The organism is Streptomyces sp. NBC_01381 (assembly GCF_026340305.1).
GTDB lineage: Bacteria > Actinomycetota > Actinomycetes > Streptomycetales > Streptomycetaceae > Streptomyces.
The window spans coordinates 2,366,214-2,382,926 of sequence record NZ_JAPEPI010000001.1 but is presented as its reverse complement, the minus strand read 5'-3'; the positions used below and the strand labels follow the sequence as shown (position 1 = coordinate 2,382,926).

Annotated in this window: 13 protein-coding genes; 2 read left to right on the top strand and 11 right to left on the bottom strand. The window is 69.9% G+C overall.

Translation table 11 applies throughout. The features are described 5' to 3' along the window. Window positions 1–11: 11 nt before the first annotated feature. The 9 genes from OG453_RS11285 to OG453_RS11245 form a co-directional block, all read right to left on the bottom strand. Window positions 12–1,568 carry a CYTH and CHAD domain-containing protein gene (locus OG453_RS11285; protein ID WP_266867000.1) on the bottom strand — a complete coding sequence of 519 codons (1,557 nt, stop codon included), beginning with the start codon at window positions 1,566–1,568 and terminating at the stop codon, window positions 12–14. A 49-nt stretch (window positions 1,569–1,617) separates the two neighbouring features. Then, window positions 1,618–2,823 (bottom strand): rod shape-determining protein RodA, encoded by a 1,206-nt coding sequence (gene rodA, locus OG453_RS11280; protein WP_266866998.1) that lies wholly within the window; start codon window positions 2,821–2,823, stop codon window positions 1,618–1,620. Further along, window positions 2,823–4,997, bottom strand: coding sequence for a penicillin-binding protein 2 (gene mrdA, locus OG453_RS11275; RefSeq protein ID WP_266866996.1), 2,175 nt, complete (start codon window positions 4,995–4,997; stop codon window positions 2,823–2,825). The genes rodA and mrdA overlap by 1 nt, the downstream gene beginning before the upstream one ends. A gap of 46 nt (window positions 4,998–5,043) precedes the next feature. Next, on the bottom strand, window positions 5,044–5,715 hold the full coding sequence (mreD, locus tag OG453_RS11270) for a rod shape-determining protein MreD (protein WP_266866994.1): 672 nt from the start codon (window positions 5,713–5,715) through the stop codon (window positions 5,044–5,046). A gap of 13 nt (window positions 5,716–5,728) precedes the next feature. Then, entirely contained in the window at window positions 5,729–6,682 is a 954-nt protein-coding gene (mreC, locus tag OG453_RS11265; protein WP_266866993.1) for a rod shape-determining protein MreC, read from the bottom strand. Between the two features lie 205 nt (window positions 6,683–6,887). After that, window positions 6,888–7,907 carry a rod shape-determining protein gene (locus OG453_RS11260; RefSeq protein WP_030362602.1) on the bottom strand — a complete coding sequence of 340 codons (1,020 nt, stop codon included), beginning with the start codon at window positions 7,905–7,907 and terminating at the stop codon, window positions 6,888–6,890. A 316-nt stretch (window positions 7,908–8,223) separates the two neighbouring features. Next, complete coding sequence (gene ndk / locus OG453_RS11255; RefSeq protein WP_266866991.1) at window positions 8,224–8,637, bottom strand: nucleoside-diphosphate kinase; 414 nt, start codon at window positions 8,635–8,637, stop codon at window positions 8,224–8,226. A 72-nt stretch (window positions 8,638–8,709) separates the two neighbouring features. Further along, window positions 8,710–9,072: a DUF4233 domain-containing protein gene (locus OG453_RS11250; RefSeq protein ID WP_266866989.1), complete on the bottom strand. Its 363-nt coding sequence runs from the start codon at window positions 9,070–9,072 to the stop codon at window positions 8,710–8,712. A gap of 5 nt (window positions 9,073–9,077) precedes the next feature. After that, window positions 9,078–10,598 (bottom strand): folylpolyglutamate synthase/dihydrofolate synthase family protein, encoded by a 1,521-nt coding sequence (locus tag OG453_RS11245; RefSeq protein WP_266866987.1) that lies wholly within the window; start codon window positions 10,596–10,598, stop codon window positions 9,078–9,080. A gap of 143 nt (window positions 10,599–10,741) precedes the next feature. Here OG453_RS11245 and OG453_RS11240 point away from each other — a divergent pair, with 143 nt between their 5' ends. Further along, window positions 10,742–11,755, top strand: a complete 1,014-nt coding sequence (locus tag OG453_RS11240; RefSeq protein WP_266866985.1) for a rod shape-determining protein — start codon at window positions 10,742–10,744, stop codon at window positions 11,753–11,755. Between the two features lie 272 nt (window positions 11,756–12,027). Here the strand turns inward: OG453_RS11240 and OG453_RS11235 are convergent, their stop codons facing one another. Then, on the bottom strand, window positions 12,028–13,182 hold the full coding sequence (locus OG453_RS11235; protein WP_266866983.1) for a sensor histidine kinase: 1,155 nt from the start codon (window positions 13,180–13,182) through the stop codon (window positions 12,028–12,030). A 213-nt stretch (window positions 13,183–13,395) separates the two neighbouring features. Here OG453_RS11235 and OG453_RS11230 point away from each other — a divergent pair, with 213 nt between their 5' ends. Continuing rightward, a complete protein-coding gene (locus OG453_RS11230) occupies window positions 13,396–13,986 on the top strand; it encodes a hypothetical protein (protein ID WP_266866981.1) in 591 nt (196 codons plus the stop codon). 88 nt (window positions 13,987–14,074) lie between these two features. Here the strand turns inward: OG453_RS11230 and OG453_RS11225 are convergent, their stop codons facing one another. Further along, the gene (locus tag OG453_RS11225) at window positions 14,075–16,699 is read right to left on the bottom strand and encodes a valine--tRNA ligase (RefSeq protein WP_266866979.1); all 2,625 of its coding nucleotides are present in this window, start codon (window positions 16,697–16,699) and stop codon (window positions 14,075–14,077) included. Window positions 16,700–16,713 lie beyond the last annotated feature (14 nt).

Sequence of the window (16,713 nt, the reverse complement as noted above, 5' to 3'; positions counted from 1 at the left end):
TACCCCGGCGCTCAGCTTCCCAGTGCCGCCCGAAGTTTCGGCCGCGAGGCCCGGGCCCACACCTCCGGCAGCTCCCGCTCGCGTTCCGCGGCGGTGGCCTCCTCCTGGCCGTACAGGAGTCCCCAGGTGAAGGCCGTCTCGCCCGCCGCGTGCGCCTGGATCGCCAGGTTCCGCAGCGCCTCGCGGGCCACCACGCTGTCCTGGTGGTCGCCGAGCACGCTCTGGACGTCCTTCGCGCGCCGGGCGAACCGCTTGGCGGGCTTGCCGAGCGCGGGCGTCGCCGCCTCGCCCGCGTACCGGGCGCGCTTGGCGGCCTTGCGGGCCTCGTGCATCGCCAGGTCGCGCTCCTCGCCGGGCGGCAGCGCGAGGGCGTGCTCGATGCGGGCGGCGAGGCGGTCGTGGTCCTTCAGCACGGCCTTGGGGAGGGCGTCGGCCGGGGGCGCCGCGGCGGCCTTGCGCAGCGGGGGGTCGGCGAGCAGCGCGTCGACGGACTCCAGGAGCGCCAGGTACCGCTTCCCGTCGAGCACGGCGACGGTCCTGCGCCGCGAGCCGCTGCGGCGGGCGGCGGTCCAGATGCGCAGGCGTCCGCGCACGGGGCCGAGCAGGAGCGTGCGGGGCAGCGCGGCGATGCGGGCCGTGAGCCGCTCGGTCAGGACCTCCTGGTCCCGGTCGACGCCGAGCTCGGCCGCGAGCCACTTCAGCTCGTCGCCGATCGGGTCGGTGACGGTGCGGTCGACGATCTTTCCGTACGAGCGGAAGGCGCTGCGCATGCGTCGCGTGGCGACCCGCATCTGGTGCACGGAGTCCGGCAGGTCGCGGCGCACGGCGGGGTCGAGGGCGACGAGGGCGTCGCGCTGGGCACGGAGGTAGGCGAGGACGTGGTCACCGGCGGTGACGGGGACGTCGACGCCCATGAAGGCCTCGCCCTTCTTCCCGGACTTCGTGGTCTTACGCCCCTTCGGCGCCGTCGCCGCGATCGCCTTGGCCAGCTTCGACGTCGACGCCGAGCGTTCCACGCCCGTCTTGCGCAGCTTCTTCTCGACCTTGTCGAGCAGCGCGGGGTCCGCGTCGTCCGCCAGTTCCACCTCGATCTCGGCCCACTCGGCGGTGCCGCCGCCCTCGGTGAGCCGCTCGGCGCGTACGCGGTCGATGCTGAGCTCGGCGAGCAGTGCGCCCTTGTCGTCCACGAGATGGCGCAGGTCCCGCGCGGACAACAGGCGTACGACGGGGACGAGTTCGGCCTCGCGGACCCGGGAGCGCACCATGCCGGACAGTGCGCGCGGCACCGTCTCGGAGAGCGGGGCGTGGATCTCGTCCCGTACGCCTTCGGCGAGCGACACCGGCAGCTTCAGGTGCCAGCCCGCGTCGTCGCCGCCGGAGCGGCGGCGCAGCGTGATCGAGTCGGCGAGCAGGAGCTGGTCGGCCGTGTCGTAGTAGACGGCGTCCAGGTCGACGACACCTTTGTCGACGACGTTCGCGATCCCGGCGACGCCGGTCAGGTCGGGCAGCGCCGGGTGCGGCGCCGCGACGTCGTACTTCCGCTCGATCTCCCGCTTCGTCTGCCCCATGAACCGAATCTAGACGCGAAACGGAACCCTGGGCAGCCCCAGGACGGCGCTAGGCCGACAATGGCCGTTGCACCTTGATCGACTGGAGCAGCCCGACGGCCACCCAGACCGCGAACATCGATGATCCTCCGTACGACACAAAGGGCAGCGGAAGCCCCGCCACCGGCATGATGCCGAGCGTCATCCCGATGTTCTCGAAGGCCTGGAAGGCGAACCAGGCGATGATCCCGGCGGCGACGATCGTGCCGTACAGCTCGGTCGTCTCGCGGGCGATGCGGCAGGCCCGCCAGAGCAGGACGCCGAGCAGGACCAGGATGAGGCCCGCGCCCAGGAAGCCGAGCTCCTCGCCCGCGACGGTGAAGACGAAGTCCGTCTGCTGCTCGGGCACGAACTGGCCGGTGGTCTGCGAGCCCTTGAACAGGCCGGTGCCGGTCAGGCCGCCGGAGCCGATCGCGATGCGCGCCTGGTTGGTGTTGTAGCCGACGCCCGCCGGGTCGAGCGCGGGGTTGGCGAAGGCCGCGAAGCGGGCGATCTGGTAGTCGTCCAGGACGCCGAGCTGCCAGACGGCGACCGCGCCCGCCGCGCCCGTGCCGAGGAGTCCGAAGACCCAGCGGTTGGACGCGCCGGATGCGAGCAGCACGCCGAGCACGATCATCGCCATCACCATGACCGACCCGAGGTCGGGCATGAGGAGCACGATCAGTATCGGTACGACGGCCAGACCGAGGGCCTGGACGACCGTGCGGTGGTCGGGGTGGACCCGGTCGCCCGCGTCGACCCGCGCCGCGAGCAGCATCGCCATGCCCAGGATGATCGTGATCTTCACGAACTCGGAGGGCTGCAGCGAGAGGCCGCCGCCGATCACGATCCACGCGTGCGCGCCGTTGATGGTCGCGCCGAGCGGGGTCAGCACGAGCAGCACCAGGAAGACCGAGATGCCGTAGAGGATCGGCACGGCCGTGCGCAGCGTGCGGTGGCCGAGCCAGATCGTGCCGGCCATCAGGACGATCCCGATGCCGATGTTCAGGAGGTGCTTGAGCGCGAAGGCGTACGGGTCGTCGCCGACCAGCTCGGTGCGGTTGCGGGTGGCCGAGTAGACGAGCGCGGAGCCGATCGCGGAGAGCGCGAGCGCCGAGAGCAGTATCGGCCAGTCGAGCCTGCGCAGCATCGAGTCGCGGGCGAACAGGCGGGCGATCGACGCCTTGGAGCGCTCGGGACCGTAGCCGGGGACGGAGAAGCCATTGTTGCCGGCCACTAGTCACGCCTCCAGTTCGCGGGCGGGCCCGCCAGTTCCTGCTGCTCCTTCGGCGGCTTGGGGGCCTCCGGCTTGTACGGCTTGATCTTCGGGGAGTCGATCGAACCGTCCTTCTCGATCTTCGGCAGGTTCTTCTGCGGCTGCGGAAGCAGCGCCTTCTTCAGGTCCTGGTTGCCGTCCTCGTCCAGGCCGTAGATGCCGTCGTAGATCTTGCGGACGGCGGGTCCCGAGGCTCCGGAACCCGTACCACCCTGGGAGATCGTCATCACGATCGTGTAGTCATTGGTGTACGTCGCGAACCACGAGGTGGTCTGCTTGCCGTAGACCTCCGCCGTACCCGTCTTGGCGTGCATCGGGATCTTGTCCTGCGGCCAGCCGCCGAACCGCCAGGCGGCCGTTCCCTTGGTCGCCACGTCGGCGAGGGCACCGTCTATGTCGGTGCGCGTCTTCTCGTTCATGGGCAGCTTGCCGTGCGACTTCGGCGCGATCTCCTCGACCCGCTTGCCGTCGGCGCTGATGATCGCCTTGCCGACGGTGGGGTCGTACATGGTGCCGCCGTTGGCGATGGCGGAGTAGATCGTCGCCATCTGTATCGGCGTGACGAGGGTGTCGCCCTGTCCGATGGCGTAGTTGACCGAGTCACCGGCGCGCATCTTCATGCCTTCGAGGCAGTTCTCGTACGCGATCTTCTCGACGTAGTCACCGCCCTTCTTGCCCTGCTTGCACCAGCCGTCCTTGTTGGCCTTCCAGTAGTCCTTCTTCCACTGGCGGTCCGGGACGCGTCCGGTGACCTCGTTCGGCAGGTCGATGCCGGTCTCCTTGCCGAGGCCGAACTGGTGGGCGGTCTTGTAGAACCAGTCCTTGGCGTCCCTCTTCGGCTTGATGCCGCCGTCCTTGATCCACTGGTCGTGCGAGAGCTTGTAGAAGACGGTGTCGCAGGACACTTCGAGGGCCTGGCCGAGCGTGATGGAGCCGTGGCCCTTGGACTCGAAGTTCTTGAAGACCTGGCCGCCGACGGAGTACGAGCTGGGGCAGGGATAGCTCCCGTTGAAGTCGTAGCCCGCGTTGACCGCCGCCGTGGTCGGGATGACCTTGAAGATCGAGCCGGGGGCCGCCTGCCCCTGGATGGCGCGATTCAGGAGCGGGTAGTTGGACTTCTTGCCGGTGAGCTTCGTGTAGTCCTTGCCGGAGATGCCGCCGACCCAGGCGTTCGGGTCGTAGTCCGGGTTGGACGCCATGGAGACGATGCGTCCGGTCTTGTTCTCCATGACGACGACGGCGCCCGCGTCGGCCTTGTAGTTCTCGTTGGTGTTCCTGTCGAGCTCCTTGCGGGCCTTCTTCATCGCGTCGTTGAGCCAGTACTCGGACAGGGCCTGCACGCGCGCGTCGATGCTGGTGACGACGTTCGCGCCCGGCTCGGTCGGGTCGTCCTTGGCCTTGCCGAGGACGCGGCCGAGCTTGTCGACCTCGTAGCGGGTGACGCCCGCCTTGCCGCGCAGCTGGGCGTCGTACGTCCGCTCAAGGCCGGAGCGGCCGACCTGGTCGGAGCGGAGGAACGGCGAGTCGGTGTTCTCGGCCTTCTTGATCTCCTCGTCGGTGACGGGCGAGAGATAGCCGAGCACCTGCGCGGTGTTGGACTTGCCGGGGGCGGCGTAGCGGCGGACGGCCGTGGGCTCCGCGGTGATGCCGGGGAAGTCCTCGGAGCGCTCGCGGATCTGCAGGGCCTGCTTGGGCGACGCCTCGTCGGTGATCGGGATCGGCTGGTAGGGCGAGCCGTTCCAGCAGGGCTGCGGGGTCTCGGAGTCGCAGAGGCGGACCTTCTCGCCGACGTCCTTCGCGCTCATGCCGAGGACGTCCGCGAGCTTGGCGAGGACCGCCTTGCCGTCGTCCTTCATCTTCATCAGGTCGGTGCGGGACGCGGAGACGACCAGACGGGTCTCGTTGTCGGCGATCGGGACGCCGCGGGCGTCGAGGATCGAGCCGCGCACGGCGGGCTGGACGACCTGCTGGACGTGGTTGCCGGAGGCTTCCTTGGCGTACTCATCGCCGTTGCGGACCTGGAGGTACCAGAGGCGGCCGCCGAGGGTGAGCAGGAGGGAGAGTACGAGGATCTGGATGACGACGAGGCGGATCTGGACCCGTGGGGTCCGTCCGGTCTCCGGGATGTTGGTCACTTCTCCCCTCCCCTGAAGGTGAAGCCGGGCGTGAAGTTCCGAGCCCTCACAGGCGCTTGACCCCCTTGATGCGTCCGGCGCGCGCGACGCGGGCCTTGGCCGCCTTCATCCGCAGGCCGCCGCGCTGATTGCCGATGCGCAGACCGGTACCGGAGGAGAGCCATCCCTCGGAGACGTCGGTGGCCTTGGCGCCGGAGGAGCTCTCCCCCAGCGGATCGTTGTCGGCGCGCCGGGCGAGCGCGATGATCAGCGGCACCGTGAACGGCGCGAGCAGCAGGTCGTACAGGGCGGCCGTGAAGAGCAGCCCGCCCAGGCCCACATGGCGGGCGGCGGTGTCCCCGACGAGGGCGCCCACACCCGCGTAAAGCAGCGTCGATCCGATGGCGGCGCCGACGACCACGACGAGCGGCCCTGTGGCGGACCGGAGCCGTCCGGTCTCCGGCTTGGCCAGGCCCGCGAGATAGCCGACGACGCAGAGCACCAGGGCGTACCGCCCGGCGGCGTGGTCGGCCGGCGGCGCGAGATCGGAGAGCAGTCCGGCCCCGAAGCCGATGAGGGCGCCGCCCACATGGCCGTAGACCAGGGCGAGGCCGAGCACCGTGAGCAGCACCAGGTCCGGGACGGCGCCCGGCAGTTGCAGCCGCGCGAGGACGCTGACCTGGATGACGAGGGCCACGACGACCAGGGTGCTGGAGAGCAGGATTCGGTTGAAGCGCATGGGTCCGGATCTCCTACTGCTCGTTGCCGTTGTCGACGCCGTCGGCCGGGGGCTGCCCCGACGGGGTGGCCGTGACGGTCACCGTGGGCGTCGGCTTGGGCTTCGCGGGCTTGGACGGCAGGACCGTGTCGCGCGGGTCCTCGCGGGGCGCTTCGACGACGACGCCGACGATGTCCAGCTTGGTGAAGCCGACGTACGGCTTGATGTAGATGTTGCGCGTCAGGTCGCCGCCGGACGGGTCTACGCGGACGACCTCGCCGACCGGTACGCCCGGCACGAACGGCTTGTCCTTCTGCGAGCCGAAGGTGACCAGACGGTCGCCCTTCTTGACCTTGGCCTTGCCGTTGAGCATCTGCACCGACAGCGGGCGGTCGCCCTGTCCGGTGGCGAAGCCGAGCTCGTCGGTCTTCTCCATACGGGTGCCGACGGTGAAATCGGGGTCGTTGGCGAGCAGGACGGTCGCGGTGCCGGGGCCGACGGTGGTGACGCGGCCGACCAGACCGTCGCCGTTCAGGACGGTCATGTCGCGCTTGATTCCGTCGTTCGCGCCGGCGTCGATCGTCACGGTCCAGGAGAAGCCCTGGGCCGCTCCTATGCCGATGACCTCGGCGCCCTTGATGCCGTACTGGCCGGCGCCGGCCTTCTTCAGCATGCTGTCCAGCTGTCTGACGCGGCTGCGGTTGCGGTTGTCGCTGCCGAGCTTCGCCTTCAACGCGGCGTTCTGACGCTCGAGTTCGGCGATCCGGTCATGCCGGTCGCCGGAGTCCCGGACCGCGCCGATGGCGTTGCCGATCGGGTCGACGGCCGTGGAGACCCCCTCCTCGACCGGGCCGAAGACCGTGGCGGCGGCCTGGCGGGCACCGTCGACCGGCGAGTCCTCGCCACCGCGGATGTCCACCGTGATCAAAGCGAACGCGATGGCGATCAGCAGCACCAGGAGCAGCCGGCTCTCTCGTGTGTCCCTCACGTGCGGCGGCCGTGCCTTCCTCAGTTGGAAATCCTTGGAATTCTGAGCAACTGTGCGGAGCAAGTGTGCGTAACTCTGCACAAATCTAAGCAATCGGAATCCGCGGCGTCTGCGGACGCCGCGGAATTGTTATGCCTTGCCTCTATATCAACGATCCGCCGCACGAGATGGCAGGCACTCGTACGGCGGACCTTTTCGCGTCAGATCATCTGCGCGGCTGGGCGTCAAGCACCTGCTGCAGCGCCTCGAACTCCTCGACGCACTTGCCAGAGCCGAGCGCCACGCTGTCCAGCGGGTCCTCGGCAATGTGGATCGGCATGCCCGTCTCGCGACGGAGCCGCTCGTCGAGCCCGCGCAGCAGCGCGCCGCCACCCGTGAGAACGATGCCGCGGTCCATCACGTCGCCGGACAGCTCCGGCGGGCACTTGTCGAGGGTCGTCTTGACCGCGTCGACGATCGCGTTGACCGGCTCCTCGATGGCCTTGCGGACCTCGGCGGCCGAGATGACGACGGTCTTGGGCAGCCCGGAGACCAGGTCCCGGCCGCGGATCTCGGTGTGCTCGTCGGCGTCCATGTCGTACGCCGAACCGATGGTGATCTTGATCTGCTCGGCCGTGCGCTCGCCGAGGAGGAGGGAGTACTCCTTCTTGATGTGCTGGATGATCGCGTTGTCCAGCTCGTCGCCCGCGACACGGATGGACTGTGCCGTGACGATTCCGCCGAGCGAGATGACGGCGACCTCGGTGGTGCCGCCGCCGATGTCCACCACCATGTTGCCGGTGGCCTCGTGGACCGGCAGGCCGGAGCCGATGGCCGCGGCCATGGGCTCCTCGATGATGTGCACCTGGCGCGCACCCGCCTGCGAGGAGGCCTCGATGACGGCGCGGCGCTCGACTCCGGTGATGCCGGAGGGCACACAGACGACGACCCGCGGGCGGGCGAGATAGCGCCGCTTGTGGATCTTCAGGATGAAGTAGCGGAGCATCCGCTCGGTGATCTCGAAGTCGGCGATGACGCCGTCCTTCAGTGGACGCACGGCGACGATGTTGCCCGGCGTGCGACCGATCATCTTCTTGGCTTCGGCGCCGACAGCGAGGATGCCACCGGTGTTGGTGTTGATCGCGACGACGGACGGTTCGTTGAGAACGATCCCTCGACCCCTGACGTACACCAGCGTGTTGGCGGTCCCGAGGTCGACAGCCATGTCACGGCCGATGAACGACATGTTGTTCCCCATGAGGATGCGTCTGGCCTTCCCTGGAGCGTCTGATGGCTTTTTAGGTAGGCGAGGTGGGTGCTGTGTGGCGTGGAGGCTTCCATCGTAGTCTCGCCTGCACGAACACAGCGCTAGGGTCTTCGCCAATGTCAGCAGATGATGAGCCGTCCCGCTTCTGGAGACGTGCCATCGGGGGCACGGGTTCCCCCAATGGGGGTGCATATGCCAAGGGGCGGCCGATTTTTCCTCGGCCACCCCTGGTCAGGGCGGGCACCCTGCTGACGACGCGTCAGAAGTATTTACGCGATTCTTTACGCAACGCGGGCTAGGCGACACCCGGGAAGAAAATCTTCAGCTCGCGCTCGGCGGAGTCCTCGGAGTCCGATGCGTGGATCAGGTTCTCCCGGACGATGGTGCCGAAGTCGCCGCGGATGGAGCCCGGGGCAGCGGCGATCGGGTCGGTCGGGCCGGCGAGGGAGCGCACGCCCTCGATGACACGCTCGCCCTCGACGACGAGCGCGACGACCGGGCCCGACGACATGAAGTCGACCAGCGGCTCGTAGAACGGCTTGCCCTTGTGCTCGCCGTAGTGCAGCTCCAGCGTCTCCTGGTCGAGCGAGCGCAGCTCGAGCGCGGAGATCGTCCAGCCCGCCTTGCGCTCGATACGGCCGATGATCTCGCCGATCAGTCCGCGCCGGACGGCGTCGGGCTTGAGCAGGACGAGAGTGCGCTGGGTCATGTGCGGCTCCAAGCAGTTAACTACGACGTGGGATGCCCGGCACGATACCGGGACCCACTACGCCGCGTTACCTCAGGCCCCGGCCTCGGCCCCGGCTTCCGCCTCGGCCTGCGCGGCGAACCTGGCCTTCGCCTCGTCGATCTTCTTGCCGAAGTGGATCGACGCCCACCACAGCACGGCGAACACCGCGCCCATGAAGAACATCGTCGGCACCACGAACCCACTCGCGATCAGCGCGATCTGCAGGGCCCAGCCGAGCTGCACCCCGCCCGGCCTGGTGATCATTCCGCACAGCAGCACGCACAGCAGCATCGCGATGCCACTGACCGTCCAGACCGTGCCCATGGACAGGTCCGGGTCCTTCATCGCGACCAGACCGGCGAAACCGATGACGAAGAACTCGCCGATCAGCGTGGAAGCACAGAGCGTACGCACAGGAGTCAGCCCCTCCCCAGGAGCAGTCGGGCCTCGCCGACCGTGATGACGGAGCCGGTGACCAGGACGCCACCGCCCGCGTACTCGCCCTCTTCCTCGGCGAGGGTGATCGCGGCTTCCAGCGCGTCCGGCAGGCGCGGCTCGACCTGGACGCGGTCGTCGCCGAAGACCTCGACGGCGATACCGGCCAACTCGTCCGCGTCCATGGCGCGATGGCTGGAGTTCTGCGTGATGACGACCTCGGCGAAGATCGGCTCGAAGGCTTCGAGCAGCCCCTTCATGTCCTTGCCGTCGCTCGCCGCGACCACGCCGATCAGGCGGCTGAAGTCGAAGACCTCGCTGATCGCCTCGGCGGTGGCGCGGGCACCCGCGGGGTTGTGCGCGGCGTCCAGGACGATGGTCGGCGAGGTGCGCACGACCTCCAGGCGGCCCGGCGACGAGACCGAGGCGAAGGCCTTGCGGATGGTGTCGATGTCGAGCGGGCGCGCGTGCTGCGAGCCGATGCCGAAGAACGCCTCCACCGCGGCGAGCGCCACGGCGGCGTTGTGCGCCTGGTACGCGCCGTGCAGCGGCAGGAAGACTTCCTCGTACTCCCCGCCGAGGCCGCGCAGGGTCAGGAGCTGGCCGCCGACCGCCACCGTGCGGGAGACGACGCCGAACTCCAGGCCCTCGCGGGCCACCGTCGCGTCGACCTCGACGGCCTTCTTCAGGAGCACCTGCGCCGCGTCCACCGGCTGCTGGGCCAGGATCACCGTCGCGTCCGGCTTGATGATGCCGGCCTTCTCCTTGGCGATCTCGCCGGGCGTGGTGCCCAGGCGGTCCGTGTGGTCCAGGTCGATGGGCGTGACGACGGCGACCGAGCCGTCGATCACGTTCGTCGCGTCCCAGCTGCCGCCCATGCCGACCTCGACGACGGCCACGTCCACCGGGGCGTCCGCGAAGGCCGCGTACGCCATGCCGGTGAGGACCTCGAAGAAGGAGAGCCTGTACTCCTGCTGAGTGTCGACCATCTCGACGTACGGCTTGATGTCGTTGTACGTCTCCACGAAGCGCTCGGCCTCGATGGGGGCGCCGTCCAGGCTGATCCGCTCGGTGATCGACTGGACGTGGGGCGAGGTGTAACGCCCGGTGCGCAGCTCGAAGGCGGAGAACAGGGCCTCGATCATGCGGGCCGTGGACGTCTTGCCGTTCGTGCCGGTGATGTGGATCGAGGGGTACGCGCGCTGGGGCTCGCCCAGGACGTCCATCAGGGCGGAGATGCGGCTGACCGACGGCTCCAGCTTCGTCTCTCCCCAGCGGCTCGCGAGCTCCGCCTCGACCTCGCGCAGCGCCTTGTCCACCTCCGGGTCGGTGGGGCGGGCGGGGATGTCGCCCTGCGGCGGGCCCGACTGGGCGCGCAGGGTGCGGCTGCCGGCCTCGATCACCGCGAGGTCGGGGTCGCGGTCGGTCTCGGCGGCGACGATCTCGTCGAAACCGTCGTTGTCGTCGTTGTCGTGCGGGCCGTCGTGCTGGGGGAGGTCACTCACGTACCTCAGTCTACGGAGCGCCACCGACAGCCGCCGTCGGGACCTGCCCAGGCGCCGCACGGGACCTGTGGGGACTTTGGGCCCTGCCGATTCAGGACCAAAGTCCCGCCCATCCCGCCGATCGCCGGGCAAACTTGGCGATCATGGACATAGGCATCGACCTCGGCACAGCGAACACCCTTCTCTACGTGCGCGGTCAGGGCATCGTGCTCAACGAACCGTCCGTGGTCGCCGTCAAGGAGGGGGCGCGGACGGCCCTCGCGGTCGGCACGGAGGCCAAGGAGACGATCGGCCGTACGCCGGGGTCCATCACCGCGATCCGCCCCCTGCGGGACGGCGTGATCAGCGACTACGAAGCCGCCGAGGAGATGATCAGGCACTTCGTGCGCAAGGCGGTGCCGGGGCGCCGTCCCCGTACGCGGATGGTGGTGTGCGTGCCGAGCGGGGTCACCCCCGTCGAGCGGCGGGCGATCGTGCACGCGTCGCAGCGGGCGGGGGCGCGGGCCGTACATCTGGTGGAGGAGCCGATGGCGGCGGCGATCGGGGCGGGTCTTCCGGTCGCGGAGCCGCGGGGCTCGATGGTGGTCGACATCGGGGGCGGGACCACGGAGGTGGCCGTCATCTCCCTGGGCGGGATCGTCACGGCGCAGTCGCTGCGGGTCGGGGGCGACCGCCTTGACGCCGCCATCACGGACTACGTCCGCAAGGAGCACACGCTGCTCATCGGTGAGCGGACCGCGGAGGACATCAAGGTCGCGATCGGCTCGGCGTGGCCGGTGCCGGGTGAGGACTCGGCCGCCTTCGAATCGCGGACGTTCACGGTACGAGGGCGCGAGAAGGTGGGCGGCCTGCCCAAGACGGTGGAGCTGACGGTGCGGGAGGTGCGGGCGGCTCTGGACGAGCCGGTGGAGGCGATCATCTCCGCGGTTCGGGCGACCCTTGAGGAGTGCCCGCCGGAGCTGTCCGGCGACGTCATGGAACACGGCATCGTCCTGACCGGCGGCGGCGCCCTCCTCCCCGCCCTCGACCTCCGCATGGCCTCGGCCACCGGGATCCCGGTGTTCACCGCGGACGACCCCCTGGACAGCGTGGCGTTGGGCTGCGGGAAGTGCGTGGAGGACTTCGACGGGTTGGAGAGGGTGATGACAGCGGCGTAGCCCCCACCCACCCGACCGCCCTCGCTGCGGGCAGGCGTCCCAACCCGGCCGCCATCGCTGTGGGCAGGCGTTCCGCACTCCCACCCACCCGACCGTCTCCCTTGCTGTGGGCAGGCGTTCCACACTCCCACCCACCCGGCCGCCCTCGCTGCGGGCAGGCGTTCCGCACCCCCACCCACCCGGCCGTCCTTGCTGCGGGCAGGCGTTCCGCAGGGCGGAACGGGTGGGCACAGCCCCAGCTGCCGGGTGAGCGATGGAGCAGGGCGGCGGGGCTAGGCGCCGGCCGGGAGGGCGGCCAGGACCTCGTACATCGCGCCGCTCGGCCCCGCCGAGAAGCTGCCGCCCACCGTGTGGACCCGCTCGGCCATCCCCGCCGTCCCCGTCCCGGAGGACACCGGCGGCGCCACCGGCACGGCGCCGGGCAGCGCGTTGCGCACGCGGATCTGCAGCTCACCCTCCGCGAGCCGCACACGGACATCCACCCGCTCCCCCGGCGCGTGCTTGGCGGCATTGGTCAGACACTCCTGCACCACCCGATGCACGGCCGCCTGCCGAATCGGCGAAAGCCGGTGCGCCGCGGCATCGACCAGCAGGTCGACCGGACTCCCGGCCCGCTCGCTCGCCGCGACCAACGCCGGCAGCGCGTCAAGGCCGGGCGTGGGCGCACCGTCCACGCCCCGCTGGACGATGATCTCGTTCAGCATCCGATGCGCCGACCGCGCCGTATCGGAAAGCTCCTCGAAGCCGTCCTCGAAGTCCCCGCCCGCGGCCCGCCGCGCCAGCACCTGAGAGCGCACGCTCAGCAGCGTCAGCTCACGCCCCACGAAGTCGTGCACGTCCCGCGCGATACGGGACCGCTCCCGCTGCACGGCCTGCAGCGCGTCCGTCTCGGCCCGCTGCGCCTGCAGCGCCCTGACGAGGTCCTGCCGGTTGGCCGCGACGCCGACCCCCGCCGCAAGCACGCCGATCGGGACGACCAGGCTGAGGAAGGAGCTCAGGCTGTCGCCCCGGTGCACCGGCCAGCCGGGGAGGCTGAACATGACGTACGCGAACGCCACATAGCCGAGCACACCCACCGCACCGGCGAGCCGCCCCCGGTACCTGCCCAGGGAGTACAGCGCGAACTGCGCCAGCGTCAGCTCGTGCAGCCAGGAGAGCAGGACGAGGGCGACCGCGTACGTCACCCACGGCGCCGAGCGGCGCAGCATCAGGGAGGCGGCGCCGAGCGCGAGGACCAGCGCGGCGAGCGGGCCGTTGAGCGAGTTGTCCGCCTCGGCGAGGCCGGGGATGTCCAGGCTCATCAGGGCCAGGCAGCTCAGCGCGGTGAGCGCGTCCTGGGCCCGGGGGGCCTGCGCCCAGCGCGCCGTGAGGCGGCGGCCCGTGGCCGTCGCCTGGCGGATCGCCTGGGCGGCGGACAGGTCGTGCATGCTCTCCATCATCCAAGGTCTTTCGGCCCGATCCATCGGGCGTATGTCATGAATTCAGTGATTTCGCGCACGTTGGGGCGGTATTTGTTTTATCACTCAATTTGGCAGACCGGGACGGCCGAGGGGGTCCGCACTCGACCGTCTCGGCGACGCCGGGCCCCCAACCCGGCGCGGCTGCCCCCGTGTTCCGCACACCACGGGTCAAATCGGACCATGTGGTATGCCCAGAATTACGGCCTCCGAGCCCGCCAGATCACCGGCGACGGCGCGATCCTGCTCTGGATCGCGTTCTGGTCCACCGCCGCCGTCGTCACGTACCGGCTGGCCAGCAAGTTCGCCTTCCCAGCGGCCGGATCCGCCGCCTCCGCGCCCGCCCCCGGCTCACCCGGCTCACCCGCCGCCCGGCTGCCCCTGGTCGGCCACCGCGTCGACTCCGCGCTGCGGGGCGTCGCGGACGCCGCCGACACCGGCGACCCGGTGATCGTCCGCGCGGCGGTGACCGCGGGCGCCGTCGCCGTCTTCCTCGTACCCGTCGGCCTCGTCCTGGGCAGCTGGCTCCCCCGCCGGCTGCGCTGGACCCGGCAGGCGGCGGCCGCCCACGAGCTGGCGGCGAGCGACGACGGCCGCGAACTGCTCGCCCTGCGCTCGCTGCTCCGCCCCCTGGACGAGGTGGCCGCCACCGCCGACGCCATCCCGGACGCGACTCCCGGCAGCCTCGCCGAGGGCTGGCGCAACGCCGACCCGGCAACCCTGGACGCCCTGGCGGAGGCGGAGCTCGAGCGGCTCGGGCTGCGTACGGCGTGACAGGAAACTGACGGAAGCTGACGGGAAAGGGAGGGCCCCGGAACCGTTCGTACGGTTCCGGGGCCCTCCCTCTGTCGTCTTCGTCTGACTACGCCTGCGGCAGACCCTCCAGCTGGGCCTGCAGCCGGGCGATGTCGTCGTCCGCCTTGGTGAGGCGGCCGCGGATCTTGTCGACCACGTTGTCCGGCGCCTTCGCCAGGAACGCTTCGTTGCCGAGCTTCGCCGTGGCCTGCGCCTTCTCCTTCTCCGCGGCCGCGAGGTCCTTGGCGAGGCGCTTGCGCTCCGCCGCCACGTCGATCGTGCCGGACAGGTCGAGCGCGACCGTGGCGCCCGAGACCGGCAGGGTCGCCGTCGCCGTGAAGGCGTCGCCCTCCGGCTGGAGGCGCAGGAGCTGACGGATGGCGGCCTCGTGCGGGGCGAGCGCCGTGCCGTCGAGGGTGAGGCGGGCCGGGACCTTCTGGCCCGGCTGCAGTCCCTGGTCGGCGCGGAAGCGGCGGACCTCCGTGATGACCTGCTGGAGCGTCTCGATCTCCCGCTCGGCGGCGGCGTCGCGGAAGCCGCTGTCGACCGGCCAGTCGGCGATGACGACCGACTCGCGGCCGGTGAGCGCCGTCCACAGCGTCTCGGTGACGAACGGGACGATCGGGTGGAGCAGACGCAGGGTGACGTCGAGGACCTCACCCAGGACACGGCCGGAGACCCTGGCCGCCTCGCCGCCGCCCATGAACGTGGTCTTGGACAGCTCGACGTACCAGTCGAAGACCTCGTCCCACGCGAAGTGGAAGAGGGCGTCCGACAACTTGGCGAACTGGTAGTCGTCGTAGAACGCGTCGACCTCGGCGACCGTCGCGTTCAGCCGCGAGAGCACCCAGCGGTCGGTGGCCGACAGCTGTTCCGCGGGCGGGAGTTCGCCCTCGGTGGTGGCGCCGTTCATCAGCGCGAAGCGCGTGGCGTTCCAGATCTTGTTGGCGAAGTTGCGCGAGCCCTGGACCCAGTCCTCGCCGATCGGCACGTCCGTGCCGGGGTTGGCGCCGCGGGCCAGCGTGAAGCGCAGGGCGTCCGAGCCGTACTTGTCCATCCAGTCCAGCGGGTTGACCGCGTTGCCGAAGGACTTCGACATCTTCTTGCCGAACTGGTCGCGGACCATGCCGTGCAGCACGATCGTGTGGAACGGCGGGGTGCCGTCCATCGCGTACAGGCCGAACATCATCATCCGGGCGACCCAGAAGAAGAGGATGTCGTAGCCGGTGACCAGGACCGAGTTCGGATAGAACTTCTCGAGGCTCTCGGTCTGTTCGGGCCAGCCGAGCGTGGAGAACGGCCACAGGCCGGAGGAGAACCAGGTGTCCAGGACGTCCGAGTCCTGGTGCCAGCCCTCGCCGGTCGGCACCTCGTCATCCGGTCCGACGCAGACGACTTCACCATTCGGGCCGTACCAGACCGGAATGCGGTGGCCCCACCACAGCTGGCGCGAGATGCACCAGTCGTGGAGGTTGTCGACCCAGTCGAAGTAGCGCTTCTCCATCTCCTGCGGGTGGATCTTGACCTGGCCGTCGCGGACCGCGTCGCCCGCGGCCTTCGCGAGCGGGCCGACCTTGACCCACCACTGCATCGAAAGACGCGGCTCGATGGTGGTCTTGCAGCGCGAGCAGTGGCCGACCGAGTGGGAGTACGGACGCTTCTCGGCGACGATGCGGCCCTCGGCGCGCAGGGCGCCGACGATGGCGGAACGCGCCTCAAGGCGGTCGAGCCCCTGGAAGGGACCAGGGACGGTGATGACCGCGTGCTCGTCCATGACCGCGATGTTCGGCAGGCCGTGGCGCTGGCCGATCTCGAAGTCGTTCGGGTCGTGGGCGGGCGTCACCTTGACGCAGCCGGTGCCGAACTCGGGGTCGACGTGCTCGTCCGCGACGACCGGGATGGAGCGGTCGGTCAGCGGCAGCTTGATGAGCTTGCCGACGAGGTGCTTGTACCGCTCGTCTTCCGGGTGGACGGCGATGGCGGTGTCACCGAGCATCGTCTCGGCGCGGGTGGTGGCGACGACGACGGTCTCGTCCCCGTCCCCGTACTTGAGGGAGACAAGCTCGCCGTCATCATCCTGATACTCGACCTCGATGTCCGAGATGGCCGTCAGACAGCGCGGGCACCAGTTGATGATGCGCTCGGCGCGGTAGATCAGCTCGTCGTCGTACAGCTTCTTGAAGATGGTCTGGACGGCCTGCGAGAGACCCTCGTCCATCGTGAACCGCTCACGGTCCCAGTCCACGCCCTCGCCGAGGCGCCGCATCTGCCCCGAGATCTGCCCGCCGGACTCGCCCTTCCACTGCCAGACACGCTCGACGAACGCCTCGCGGCCCAGGTCGTGGCGGGACTTGCCCTCCTTGGCGAGCTCGCGCTCGACCACGTTCTGGGTGGCGATGCCGGCATGGTCCATGCCCGGCTGCCACAGCGTCTCGAAGCCCTGCATGCGCTTGCGGCGGGTGAGGGCGTCGATGAGCGTGTGCTCGAAGGCGTGGCCCAGGTGCAGGGAGCCCGTGACGTTCGGCGGCGGGATGACGACGGTGTACGGCGGCTTCTCGCTCTTCTCGTCGGCGGCGAAGTAGCCCCGGTCTACCCAGCGCTCGTACAGCGTCCCCTCTACCTCGGCCGGCGCGTACTGGGTCGGCAGTTCGGAGGTGGGCGCTGGATTCTGCTGCTGAGTGTTCTCGGTCACGGGCTCAGTTTAGA

What these genes read in the sequence shown, in the direction of transcription:
- OG453_RS11260 (WP_030362602.1), bottom strand. Translation starts at nt 7,907, where the DNA reads ATGTCGTTCATCGGCCGTGACATGGCTGTCGACCTCGGGACCGCCAAC.
- OG453_RS11235 (WP_266866983.1), bottom strand. Translation starts at nt 13,182, where the DNA reads ATGCACGACCTGTCCGCCGCCCAGGCGATCCGCCAGGCGACGGCCACG.
- ndk (WP_266866991.1), bottom strand. Translation starts at nt 8,637, where the DNA reads ATGACCCAGCGCACTCTCGTCCTGCTCAAGCCCGACGCCGTCCGGCGC.
- mreD (WP_266866994.1), bottom strand. Translation starts at nt 5,715, where the DNA reads ATGCGCTTCAACCGAATCCTGCTCTCCAGCACCCTGGTCGTCGTGGCC.
- OG453_RS11285 (WP_266867000.1), bottom strand. Translation starts at nt 1,568, where the DNA reads ATGGGGCAGACGAAGCGGGAGATCGAGCGGAAGTACGACGTCGCGGCG.
- OG453_RS11230 (WP_266866981.1), top strand. Translation starts at nt 13,396, where the DNA reads ATGTGGTATGCCCAGAATTACGGCCTCCGAGCCCGCCAGATCACCGGC.
- OG453_RS11240 (WP_266866985.1), top strand. Translation starts at nt 10,742, where the DNA reads ATGGACATAGGCATCGACCTCGGCACAGCGAACACCCTTCTCTACGTG.